We start from the raw sequence: 13,606 nt of genomic DNA, 5'->3' as shown, positions 1-13,606 counted from the left end.
CAGGCGCTGCTGGCCACGTACGGGCAGGAGCGGGAGACGCCGTTGTGGCTGGGATCGGTGAAGTCGAACCTGGGCCATACTCAGGCCGCCGCGGGTGTCGCTGGTGTCATCAAGATGGTGCAAGCGATGCGGCACGGTGTGCTGCCGAAGACGCTCCACGTCGACGCCCCGAGCAGCCACGTGGACTGGGAAGCCGGATCCGTCGAGCTGCTCACCGAGGCGCGGGACTGGCCCGGCACCGACAAGCGGCGCGCCGCGGTGTCGTCGTTCGGCATCAGCGGCACCAACGCCCACGTCATCCTCGAAGCGACGCCGTTCACGCCGGCGGCGGACCCGGCCGACGGCCCGATCGTCCTGTCGGCCGCGGACGGCGACGCCCTGCAGACGATGCTCGACCGCCGCGACGACTACCAGGACCCGGCTGCTCTCACCGCTCGGGCTCAGCTGTCCCACCGCGCGGTCCTCCTCCCGGACGGCCACACCGTGCGGGGCGTGGCCACGGAAGGCCGCTTGGCCATTGTCTTCACCGGCCAGGGCTCGCAGCGGGCCGAGATGGGCCGCGGCCTGTACCAGCGGTTCCCGGCCTACGCCGCGGCGTACGACGCCGTCCGGGCCGAGCTCGACCTGCCGGACCTCGACGCTGACCAGACCGGCTGGGCCCAGCCGGCCATCTTCGCCGTCGAGGTGGCACTGCTCGAACTCGTACGGGCCTGGGGCCTGACACCGGATGTCGTGGCGGGCCATTCGATCGGTGAGGTCGCCGCCGCGTACGCCGCCGGGGTCCTGACCCTGAAGGACGCCGCCCAGCTGATCTCGGCCCGCGCGCGGCTCATGCAGGCGTTGCCGTCCGGGGGTGCCATGCTCGCGGTGCGCGCCGCCGAAACGGATATCCACACCGCCTTCCCCGATTTGGACATCGCCGCGGTCAACGGCCCGAACGCCGTTGTGGTGGCGGGGACCGAGGACCAGATCGCCGCCGTTGCCAAGAGCGCCTGGAAGACGACGAGGCTGCGGACGAGCCACGCGTTCCACTCGCGGCTGATGGATCCGATGCTGGACGACTTCCGCGCCGTTGTGGAGACCCTGACGTTCCACGAGCCCACGATGCCGGTCCAGGCCGACTGGACGGATCCCGGGTACTGGGTCCGGCACGTCCGCGACACGGTCCGCTGGGCTGACGTCCAGCTCGACGCCGACCGAGTCCTCGAGCTGGGCCCCGACACCGTGCTGGCCACGTTGATCCCCGACGCCGTGGCCGCCCTGCGCCGCGACCGCGACGAGCCCACCACCCTGCTTGCCGCGGTCGCCGACCTCTGGGTACGCGGTCAGCACGTCGACTGGGCGGCCGTCCTCGGCCGTTCGAACGCCGGCGCGCCCACGTATCCGTTCCAGCGCCGCCGTTTCTGGCCGCGGGCCCGCACCGGCGCCGGCGGCGACGTCACCGGCCTGGGTCTGACCGGCACCAGCCACCCCATCCTGGCCGCGTCGGCCGAGGTCCCCGGGGCCGGGCTCGTGCTGCACACCGGCTCGATCTCGGCCGCCACCCACCCGTGGATCAGCGACCACCGCGTGCACGGCCGTGTGGTCGTCCCCGGCGCCGCGCTGGCCGAGATGGCCGCTACAGCAAGCGATTCCGCGGTGGACGAACTCCTTCTGCACGCGCCCCTGGTGGTGCCCGACGGCGAGACCGTGCAGCTGCGCCTCACCGTCGACACCGGCCGTGGCGCGGTCGCGATCCACTCGCGGCAGGGCGAAGCCTGGACCGAGCACGCCACCGGCACGCTGACCGGAGAGGAGGGCACCGCGACGGCCGTGACCGTCCCGGCCGGCGCCGAGGAGCTCGACCTCGCCGGTTTCTACCCGGCGATGGCCGCTGCGGGCCTGGACTACGGCCCGGCCTTCCAAGGGCTGCGCCGCGCGTGGCGGGACGGCGACAACGTGTACGCCGACGTCGAGGTGCCCGACCCGCCGGCCGGCTTCGCGCTGCACCCGGCCCTGTTCGACGCCGCCTTGCACGCGATCGCCGCCGGCGGCCTGCTCACCGGCGACACCATCCAGCTACCGTTCGCGTTCGAGGGCGTCCGCCTGCTCAGCCCCGGCGCCACCTCGCTGTTGGTCCGCCTCACTGCGAACGGCCCGAGCGGCGTACGGCTGACGGCGGCCGACGACACCGGCCTACCCGTGGCGTCGGTCGACCGGATCGCCCTGCGCCCGGTGGCCGCCGAGACGACCAACCTGCACACCGTCGAGTGGACGCCCACCAGCGTCGACGGCGCCGAGGCGGTCGGGTGGCACCTGTTGCCGCTGGGCCAACCCCTTCCGCAACCGGCGCCGGTTCTGCTGCTCGACGCGACCGACCCGACCACCGTCCGCGAAGCCCTGGCCGACACCCTCTCGACGCTGCAGGCCTTCGTCGCCGATCCCGCGTGGTCCGACGCGCACCTGGTCGTGCTGACCTCCGGCGCCGTCGCCGCCGGCCCGCACGACGCGGTCGACGGCCTGCCCCACGCCGCCCTGTGGGGCCTGGTCCGCTCGGCCCAGACCGAGAATCCGGGCCGCTTCACACTGATCGACGCCGACCGCAGCGACTCGGGTCACGCCCTCGTGCCCGGGGTGGTCGAGGCCGGCCTTCCGCAGGCTGCGATCCGCGACGGCAAGCTGCTTGTCCCGCGTCTCGTCCCGGCCCGCCCGGGGGAGCCGGCCGGATTCGGGGACGGCACGGTCGTCGTGACCGGCGCGACCGGCGCGCTCGGCTCGGAACTGGCCCGCCACCTCGTCGAGACGCACGGCGTGAAGAACCTGCTGCTGATCAGCCGCCGCGGCGCCGAAGCGCCCGGTGCGGCGGAACTCCTGCGGAGCCTGGCCGGCGTCGAGGCCCGCTTGGAGGCGTGCGACCTCGCCGACGCCGACGCGGTCCGACGGCTGCTCGAGCCGCTGCCGGTCAGCGCCGTCATCCACGCGGCCGGCATCACCGACGACGCGATGCTCACCTCCTTGACCGTCGACCGGTTCGAGGCGGTGCTGCGAGCCAAGGTCGACGCCGCGGTGAACCTCGCCGCCGCGACGACGGACAAGCCGCTCGCCGCGTTCGTGCTGTTCTCGTCGGTCGCCGGTGTGCTCGGCAACGCGGGCCAGGGCAACTACGCGGCGGCGAACACGTTCCTCGACGCGTACGCCGCTCGCCTTCGCCACCAGGGGATCCCGGCCACCTCGCTCGCGTGGGGCCTGTGGGAGGCCGGAATGGGCGGCGCCCTCACCGACGCCGACCGCGACCGCCTGCGCCTGGGCGGCGTCGAACCCCTGGCCACGCGGACAGCCCTCGACCTTTTCGACGCCGCCCTCACCACCGGCGCCGCCCTGGTCGTCCCGGCGATCCTCGGCCCGGCCCGGCGTGGTCCCGTGAAGAAGAAGACAAACGGCCGCGAGCAGGCGCTGTCCCGCCAGCTGAGCGCGCTCACCGCGCCCGAGCAGACCCGCACCCTGCTCGGCCTGATCCGCGCCCACATCGCCGCCGTCCTGGGCGACCTGGGGCTGGACGGTATCGGCGACACCCGCGCGTTCGGCGAACTCGGCTTCGACTCCCTGACCGCCGTGGAGTTTCGCAACCGGCTGGCCGCCGACGTCGGCCGGCGCCTGGCCCCGACGCTGATCTTCGACCACCCGACCCCCCTCGCCCTGGCCGAGGCCCTGCGCGAACAGCTGGCGCCGGCAGCGGCCACGGAGGACGCGGCGCTGCTGGCCGAGCTGGCCCGCCTCGAAGCGGCGGGCGCCCCGAGCGAGGCAGCCCGCACCTCGGCCGTCCTGCGGTTGCGAGCTCTGCTCGCCGATTGGACTGCTCCGGCGGCCGAGACCACCGCGGGCGACCACGACATCGCCGACGCCGACGACGACGAGTTGTTCAGCCTGCTCGACAACGAACTCGGCCCGACCTGATCCGCCCCGAACCGACCCCGCCCAGCCCTGGAGTAGGCGACACATGGACACCGAAGAGAAGCTCCGCGACTACCTCAAGCGGGCCACCACCGACCTCCGGCAGGCCCGTCGCGACCTCGTCGACGTCCAGGAGAAGGCGGCCGAGCCGATCGCCATCGTCGGCCTGGCCTGCCGTTACCCGGGTGGTGCGCACACTCCCGAGCAGCTGTGGGAGCTGGTCGCCGCCGGTCGGGACGCCATCACCGGCTTCCCTGCCGACCGCGGTTGGGGGCCCGTCGACGGCGACTTCGCCCAGCGGGGCGGGTTCCTCGACGAGGCCGGCGCATTCGACCCGGCCGTGTTCGGCATCTCGCCCCGCGAGGCGCTGGTGATGGACCCACAGCAGCGGCTGCTGCTCGAATGCGCGTGGGAGGCGTTCGAGCGGGCCGGGATCGACCCGCTCGGCGTGAAGGGCTCGCGCACCGGGGTCTTCGCGGGCGTCATGTACCACGACTACGCGTCGCAGCTGACCTCGCTGCCCGAGGGCGTCGAGGGCTACCTCGCCACCGGCACCTCGGGCAGCGTCGTCTCGGGCCGGGTCGCGTACGCGTTCGGTCTGGAAGGCCCGGCGCTGACCATCGACACCGCCTGCTCGTCGTCACTGGTCGCGCTGCATCTGGCCGTCCAGTCGCTGCGCCGCGGCGAGTGCGCGATGGCGCTGGCCGGCGGGGTCACCGTGATGGCCGGCCCCAGCACGTTCGTCGAGTTCGCGCGGCAGGGCGGGCTCGCCGCCGACGGCCGCTGCAAGCCGTTCGCCGAGGCGGCCGACGGCACGGGCTGGTCCGAGGGCGCGGGGCTCGTGCTGGTGGAACGGCTCTCCGACGCGCGCCGCCTCGGTCATCAGGTGCTCGCCGTCGTACGCGGCAGCGCCGTCAACCAGGACGGCGCCTCCAACGGCCTGACCGCACCCAACGGCCCGTCCCAGCAACGCGTCATCCTGGACGCCCTCGCCGACGCCCGCCTCACTCCGGCCCAGATCGACGCCGTCGAGGCGCACGGCACCGGCACCCGGCTGGGCGACCCGATCGAGGCCCAGGCACTGCTTTCCGCGTACGGGAAGGACCGCGCGACCCCGCTGAAGCTGGGGTCGCTGAAGTCGAACCTCGGCCACACCCAGGCCGCGGCCGGCGTCGGCGGAGTCATCAAGATGGTCGAGTCCATGCGCCGCGGCGTGCTGCCCAAGACACTGCACGTGGACGCGCCTTCAAGCCACATCGACTGGTCGACCGGCGCTCTGCAGCTGCTCACCACCGAACAGCCGTGGGACAGCGGGGACGCACCGCGCCGGGCGGCGGTCTCGTCGTTCGGGTTCAGCGGCACCAACGCGCACATCGTCCTCGAACAGGCCCCCGCCGCCGAGATCCCAGCCGCCGGAACCGCCTCGGTCGTCCCATTGCCACTGGCCGGAGCAACCCCCGAGGGCGTACGGGCGGTGGCCGCGACCGTCCGCGACCATCTGACCGCCACCGGATCGTCCCTGGCCGACGTAGGCGCCACCCTCGTCACCCGCGGCGCCCTTCCCGTCCGGGCGGTCGCCTGGGACGCCGAGACCCTGGCCGCCGCGGCCGACGGCCTCGCCCCGGTCACCGGATCACCGCTCGGCAACGCCGATGTGGTGTTCGTATACCCCGGCCAGGGCGGCCAGTGGCTGCACATGACGGCCGGCCTGCTCAGCAGCGCGGCCTTCGCCGACCGGCTCCGCGAGTGCGACGCCGCGCTGACCCCGCTGGTCGGCTTCTCGGTCGAGCAGGTGCTGCGCGGCGACGACGACTGGCTGTCCCGGGTGGACGTCGTGCAGCCGGTGCTGTGGGCCGTTGGCGTCGCCCTCACCGCCTGGTGGGAGTCCCACGGCGTACGCCCGGCGGCCGTCATCGGCCACTCCCAGGGCGAAGTCGTGGCCGCCGTCGTCTCCGGCGCACTGACGGTCGCGGACGGCGCGCGCGTCGTGGCGGCTCGTTCGCAGGCACTCATCGACCTCGACGGCACCGGCCGGATGGCATCGGTCAGCGCTCCCGCCGCCGACGTCGAGACCTGGCTGGCCGACCCGCGCTGGTCGGGCCTGGTGGTCGCGGCCGTCAACTCCCCGGCCCAGGTCGTGGTGTCGGGGGAGCGGGACGCCGTCGAGCAGTTCGTGCCGTGGTGCGACGAGCAGGGCGTGCGGGCCCGGCTGGTCGAGGTCGGCTACGCCTCCCACTCACCCCAGGTCGAGCCCGTGCGCGAGTCGATCGCCGCCGCGCTCGACGGGCTGAGCGGCACCGTCCCGGCTGTCCCGTGGTTCTCGACCGCAACCGGCGCGCAGGTCACCGAGCCCGTGGACGCCGCCTACTGGTGGCAGAACCTGCGCCGCCAGGTTCAGTTCGCGCCCGTCGTGCAGCGCCTGGCCGAGGACGGCTTCCGGCTCTTCGCCGAGGTGTCCGGGCACCCCGTGCTCACCGTCGCGGTCGAGCAGACCGCCGCCGGGGCCGGGGTGTGGGGCACCCTGCGCCGCGGCGAGGACGGCCCGGCCGCCCAGATCCGGGCGCTCGGCGAGGCCTGGGTGCGCGGTGTGCCCGTGAACTGGTCGGCCTGGCCCACCGACGGCCACCGGCTCGCCGCCCTGCCCACGTACCCGTTCCAGCGGCAGCACTTCTGGCTGTCGTCCCACCCGGGCGCCGGGGACCTGGCCGCGGCCGGGCTCGACGGCACCGGCCACCCGGTCCTGGCCGCCGCGGTCCGCCTGCCCGACACGGACACCGTCGTGTTCACCGGCCACGTCGCCCGGCACGCCCAGCCCTGGCTCACCGACCACGAGGTGCTCGGTGACGTGCTCGTGCCCGGGGCCGCGCTGCTCGACCTGGCCCTGGCCGCGGGCGAGCAGGTCGACGCGCCGGTCGTGGGGGAACTGCTGCTGCAGGCGCCGATGACCCTGCCCGCGAGCGGTGGGCTCGATCTGCGGGTCACCGTCACCGGCCGGTCCCTGGCCATCCACTCGAGGCCCGGCCGCGACGACCCCTGGACCTCGCACGCCACCGGCACGTTGCGGCCCGGCACGTCCTCCGAGAACATCGAGCTGCCCTGGCCGCCCCGCGACGCCGAGCCCGTCGACGCCGAGAGTCTGTACGCCGCGCTGGCCGACACCGGGCTCGCCTACGGCCCGGCGTTCCAGGGCTTGCGGCAGGCGTGGCGGCGCGACGGCGAGATCCTGGCCGAGGTGGCGCTCGACGCCGGGGTCGGCCTGGACGGATACGGGATCCATCCGGCGCTGCTCGACGCCTGCCTGCACGCTCTGGCCGCGGGCGGGCTCGTTCCCGCCGGGGACGGCGCGGCCCGGCTGCCGTTCGTGTTCTCCGGCGTACGCCTGCACGCCGTCGGCGCGGCATCCCTACGCGTCCGCCTGACGGCCGCCGAGGGCACCGAGACCGTACGCCTGCGGGCCGTCGACGAGACTGGTCAGCCCGTCCTCGACATCGACGCCCTCGCCGTCCGCCCGATCACCACCGCCACCACGGTTCAACCGCCGCTCTACACAGTGGACTGGGTCGAGGTCGAAGCCGCCGACCCGGCCGACACCGACCTGGTCGTGCTGGACTACGCGGGCGAGACCGGCACTGTCCACAGCACCGCCGCCCGCCTGCTGAGCGAGCTCCAGGCGTTCCTGGCCGACCCGGGGCGTGAGCACTCCCAGCTGGTCGTCCGCACCGACGGCGCGGTTGCCGTCGACCCGGCCGACACCGTGCCGCACCTGGCCCAGGCCGCGCTGTGGGGCCTCGTCCGGTCGGCGCAGAGCGAGCACCCCGGCCGGATCACCATCGTCGACACCCCCGACCCGGACCGCATCCCGGCCGGTCACCCGCAGGCGGCGGTGCGCGGCGACCGCGTCCTCGTGCCCCGGATCGCCCGGCACCAGCTGCCCGAGGAAGCCGAGCTTCCCGATCTGACTGGCGGGACCGTCGTGGTCACCGGGGCCACTGGCACGCTCGGCAGGCTGATCGCCCGTCACCTCGTGGAGACTCACGGCGTACGGGACCTGCTCCTGCTTTCGCGCACGGGCGGCGCTTCCGACATCGCGGGCGCCACTTCCGTCGCCTGCGATGTGTCCGATGCCGAAGCGGTTGACGCGGCGCTGGCCGGCAAGGAGATCACCGCGGTCATTCACGCCGCGGGTGTTCTCGACGACGGTCTCCTCGCCGACCTGACCCCCGAGCGGCTGGAGACGGTCTTCCGCGCGAAGGTCGACGCCGCCCGCAACCTGGCCGCCGCGACCAGCAACCTCCAAGCGTTCGTGCTGTTCTCGTCGGCGGCGGGCCTGCTCGGCAACGCGGGCCAGGCCAACTACGCCGCCGCCAACACGTTCGTCGACGCCTTCGCCGCCCACCTGCGGGCCGAGGGCGTTCCGGCCACCTCGATGGCCTGGGGCTTGTGGGACACCGACGAGGGCATGGCCGGCGACCTCACCGACGCCGGCCGCCGGCGTCTGCGCCGCGGCGGCGTCCTGCCGCTCGACCCGGCCCAGGGCCTCGCGCTGTTCGACACCGCTCTGCGCTCCGGACTGGCCCTCACCGTCCCGGTCGCGCTGAGCCTGTCCGCCCTGCGCGAGACCGCCGCCGGCGGCCTGCTGCCACCCGTGCTCTCCGGTCTGGTGCGTACCGGCCCTCGCCGCGCCGCCCGGGTCGGCGACCCCGGTTCGTTCGCCCGCCTCCTGGCCGGGCTGTCCGAGGCCGAGCGCGAGCAGCACGCCGTCGAACTGGTTCGTAGCACCGTCGCTGCCGTGCTCGGCTTCACCTCGGGTAGCGCGATCGACGGGAACCGCGCCCTGCGCGAGCTCGGCTTCGATTCGCTCACCGCGGTCGAGCTGCGTAACCGCCTGCAGGCCACAACCGGGCTGACCCTGCCCGCCACGCTCGCCTTCGACTACCCGAACGCCCACGCCATCGCCCGCCACCTGCTCGACCGGGTGCTCGGCAGCGACGACAGCCCCGCCGTCCCGCCGGCCGTCAGGGCCTCCACCGACGAGCCGATCGCCATCGTCGGCATGGGCTGCCGGTTCCCGGGTGGCGTCCGCACCCCGGACGACCTCTGGCAGCTGTTGAACGGCGGCGTAGACGCGATCGGCGGGTTCCCGACCGACCGCGGCTGGGACCTCACCGGCACCGGATACACCCAGCAGGGTGGTTTCCTGTACGACGCCGGGGAGTTCGACGCCGGGCTGTTCGGCATCTCACCCCGCGAGGCCCTCGCCATGGACCCGCAACAGCGGATCCTGCTCGAGATCAGCTGGGAAGCTCTCGAACGGGCCGGGCTGGATCCGCTGGGAATCAAGGGCTCCCGGACCGGCGTGTTCGCGGGACTGATGTACCACGACTACGGCACCGGGCTGACCACCCTGCCCGAGGGCGTCGAGGGCTACCGGGCCACCGGGGTCTCCGGCAGCGTCGTGTCGGGCCGGGTCGCGTACGTCTTCGGCCTGGAAGGCCCGGCGCTGACCATCGACACCGCGTGCTCGTCGTCGCTGGTCACCCTGCACCTGGCGGCCGAGTCGCTGCGCCGCGGCGAATGCGACCTGGCGCTGGCCGGCGGCGTCTCGGTGATGGCCAACCCGAGCACGTTCGTCGAGGTGGCGCGCCAGGGCGCGACCGCCGCCGACGGGCGCTGCAAGCCGTTCTCGGCCGCAGCCGACGGCGCCACCTGGTCCGAGGGCGCCGGGGTGCTGCTCGTCGAGCGGCTCGCCGACGCCCAGCGCCTCGGCCACCCGATCCTGGCCGTCGTGCGGGGCAGCGCGGTCAACCAGGACGGCGCCTCCAACGGCCTGACCGCTCCCAACGGCCCTTCCCAGCAACGGGTCATCCGGGCCGCCCTGGCCGACGCCGGCCTCACGCCGCAGGACGTGGACGCGGTCGAGGCCCACGGCACCGGCACCACGCTGGGCGACCCGATCGAGGCCCAGGCGCTGCTCGCCACCTACGGCCAGGACCGTATGGGCGACCCGCTCTGGCTCGGCTCGATCAAGTCGAACCTCGGCCACACCCAGGCCGCCGCGGGCGTCGCCGGGCTGATGAAGATGGTTCTCGCGCTCGGCCACGGCGTGCTCCCGCGCAGCCTGCACATCGACGCCCCGTCCCCGCACATCGACTGGAACTCGGGCGCAGTCGAACTGCTCACCGAAGCGCGCGACTGGCCTGCCTCGCGGAAGCGCCGCGCGGCGGTGTCGTCGTTCGGGATCAGCGGCACCAACGCCCACATCATCCTCGAACAGGCTCCGCCCGCCGCTGCCGAGCCCCCGAACCCGGACCTTCCGGTCGTCCCGCTGCTGCTCTCCGGCCGCGCCGCCGCCGTGCCCGCCGCCCAGGCGCGCCGCCTGACCGCGTTCCTGCGCGACCGGCCCGGGCTACCGTCGGTCGACATCGCCCATACCCTGGCCGGCCGGGCCCGGCTCAACCACCGCGCGGTCGTGCTCGACGAGAACGGGCTGACCGCACTGGCCGACGGTCGCCTCTCGGCCGATGTCGTGGCCGGCGTGGCCGGGCCGGCCGGGGGAGTCGTCTTCGTCTTCCCCGGGCAGGGCGGCCAGTGGCCGGGTATGGCGGCCGACCTGCTCGACACCTCACCGGCCTTCGCGGCCCGGCTGCGCGAGTGCGACACCGCGCTCGGCGAGCACCTGGACTACTCGGTCGAGGCCGTACTCCGGCAGGAGGCGGGAACGCCGTCGCTCGACCGGCTCGACGTCGTGCAGCCGGTGCTGTTCGCCGTCATGGTGTCGCTGGCCGCCTGGTGGCAGGAGCACGGTGTCACGCCGGCCGCGGTTGTCGGGCACTCCCAGGGTGAGATCGCCGCGGCCTGCGTCGCCGGGGTGCTGACCGTCGAGGACGCCGCCCGGATCGTCGCGCTGCGCAGCATCGAGATGATGACGATCGCCGGGTCGGGCGCGATGCTCGCGGTGGCCGCGGCCGAGGACGCCGTCGCCGCCCGGCTGGCCGAGACCGCGTACGCCGGGGTGGAGATCGCGGCCGTCAACGGACCGGCCTCGGTCATCGTGACCGGCCCGTCCGAGACGCTCGACGCGCTCGCCGCCCACTACGAGACCGACGGCGTACGGGCCCGGCATATCAAGGCCAGCGCGGCCGGCCACTCGGTGCAGGTCGAGGTGTTGCGCGACCGGTTGCTCGACCTGCTCGCGCCGGTGCGCGCCGAGGCGGGCCGGGTGCCGTTCTACTCGACGATGCTGGCCGAACCCACGGTCCCGGGCGACGGCGCCCGATACTGGTACGAGAACATGCGCCGGCCGGTCCGCTTCGCCGCCGCCGTCGAACGGCTGCTGGCCGACGGCTACCGGCACTTCGTCGAGGTCAGCCCGCACCCGGTGCTCACCGCCGCCGTCCAGGACATCGCCGCCGCCGGTCCGGATGCCGTCGCGGTCACCGGAACCCTGCGTCGCGACGAGGCCGGGCCAGCCCGCGAGGTCCGCACCCTGGCCGAGGCGTGGGTGGCCGGCATCGGCGTGGATTGGTCCAGCGTGCTCACCGGCCGCCGCCGCGAGCTGTCCGTGCCCACCTACGCGTTCCAGCACCGCCACTACTGGCTGGCCGACGAGCCCGGCACGGCGACCCGCGGCGACGACCCGCACGAGGAGTTCTGGAACGCGGTCGAGAAGACCGACGTGGCCACGCTCAGCCAGACCCTCGGGGTCGACCCCGGCGCGCTCACCCCGGTGCTGCCGGCCTTGGCCGGCTGGCACCGCGCCGGCCGCGAACGGTCCGAGCTGGACGCCTGGCGATTCCGGATCGTCTTCACCCCGCTGCCCGAGCCGGAACCGGGCCGCCTGACCGGCACCTGGCTCGTGCTGCACCCCGCGGACATCGACCCCGGCGAGGTGACCCTGGTGCTGATCGGGGCGGGCGCCGATGTCGAGCACGCCACCAGCTTCGAGCCCGGCCGGACGTACGCGGGGATTGTCTCCCTGCTGGCCTCGCCCGAAGACACTTTGTCGCTGATGCGTGAGCTCGGCGGCACCGGGACAGCCCTGTGGATCGTCACCCGTGAGGGCATTCAGGCCGCCCCGGGCGACCGGCCCAGCAGCCTCGCCGTCGCTCAGATCTGGGCGCTGGGCCGCACGTTCGCCCTCGAACACCCGGAGTCCTGGGGTGGCCTGCTCGACCTGCCGGCGACGCTGGACCCCCGCGCGGCCGGGCGGGCCGCTGCCGTGTTGGCGGGACTCCAGGACGAGGACCAGGTGGCCGTGCGCTCGGCCGGCGTGCTGGCCCGGCGCCTGCTGCCCGCCCCGGCCGACCCGGTCAGTCCGCTGTGGGAGCCGCGCGGCACCGTCCTGGTCACCGGGGGCACCGGCGCTCTGGGCGCGCACGTGGCCCGCTGGGCGGCCGGATCCGGCGCCGAGCACGTCGTGCTCACCAGCCGTCGCGGCGACGCCGCGCCCGGCGCCGCCGAACTGCGGACCGACCTGACCGCCGGCGGTGCCCGGGTGACGATCGCCGCCTGCGACACCGCCGACCGCGAGCAGGTCGCCGCCCTGCTGGCCGGCCTCGGCGAGCCGGTCACCTCGGTCGTACACGCGGCGGGAACCCTGACTCCCGAACTGATCGCCGACTCCACGACCGAGGAACTGACCGACGTGCGTTCCGGCAAGGTGCGTGGCGCGCAGAACCTTCTCGACCTGCTCGACCCCGAGCACCTGGAGCAGGTGGTGTTCTTCTCGTCCAACGCGGGTGTGTGGGGCAGCGCCCGCCAGGGCACGTACGGCGCCGCCAACGCCGCCCTGGACGCCCTGGCCGAGCAGGCCCGCGAGCGTGGCCTGCCGGTCACCTCGGTCGCCTGGGGCCTGTGGGCCGGCGGCGGCATGGCCGAGTCGGCCGGTGGCGAGGACTACATGCGCAAGCGTGGCTTCCGCGGCATGGACCCGGCCGCCGCCATCATGGCGATGCGCCAGGCGGCTGGGGCGGGGGACACGTTCCTCGCGGTGGCCGACGTCGACTGGCCGGTGTTCGCCCCGGCCTTCGCGTTCGCCCGGCCCCGCCCGCTGATCGCCGACCTGCCCGAGGTGCGGGCGACGCGCGAGATCGCCGAGGCGGCACCCCCGGCCGACGCCGGGGACGCGCTGCGGCAGCAACTGGCCGGGGTGCCCCCGCACGAGCACGAGCCGATCGTGCTCGGCCTGGTGCGGGCGCACGCGGCCGCCGTGCTCGGCCACGACAGCGCCGACGCGGTCGACGCCCGGCGGCCGTTCAAGGAGATCGGCTTCGACTCGCTGACCGCGGTCGACCTGCGCAACCGGCTCGGCGCGGCGAGCGGGCTTACCCTGCCTGCCACCCTGGTCTTCGACCACCCGACCCCGGACGCGGTGGCCCGGCTGCTGCTCGACCGCCTGGCCGGTGACGCCGGGGGCGGGCCCGAGGCGGTGCTGTCCACGCTCGACCAGCTGGCAGCCGGCCTGACCGCCACCGCGGGCGACACCGCGCTGCGGCTGCGGGTGGAGATGCGGCTGCGCGGCCTGCTCGATGGGTTGCGCGCGGACGACAAGGCGCCGGAGAGCACCGCCGACCGCCTCGAATCGGCCAGCGCCGACGAGGTGTTCCGCTTCATCGACGAGCTCGGGGTCTGAATCCCCTGGCAGGGGCGGCCTAGGGGTAGGCCGCCCCGAGTGCCG

The 13,606-nt window shown here is 74.5% G+C and carries 2 protein-coding genes; both read left to right on the top strand.

Annotated features, from left to right (window positions below; all coding sequences use genetic code 11):
- On the top strand, positions 1-3,933 hold a 3,933-nt coding region (locus tag LXN57_RS42270), incomplete at its 5' end, for a type I polyketide synthase (RefSeq protein ID WP_251803935.1).
- A 43-nt stretch (positions 3,934-3,976) separates the two neighbouring features.
- The gene (locus tag LXN57_RS42265; protein ID WP_251803934.1) at positions 3,977-13,561 is read left to right on the top strand and encodes a type I polyketide synthase; all 9,585 of its coding nucleotides are present in this window, start codon (positions 3,977-3,979) and stop codon (positions 13,559-13,561) included.
- Positions 13,562-13,606 lie beyond the last annotated feature (45 nt).

The organism is Paractinoplanes hotanensis (assembly GCF_023717965.1).
Lineage (GTDB): Bacteria > Actinomycetota > Actinomycetes > Mycobacteriales > Micromonosporaceae > Actinoplanes > Actinoplanes polyasparticus.
This window is presented reverse-complemented; position numbering and strand designations above follow the sequence as displayed.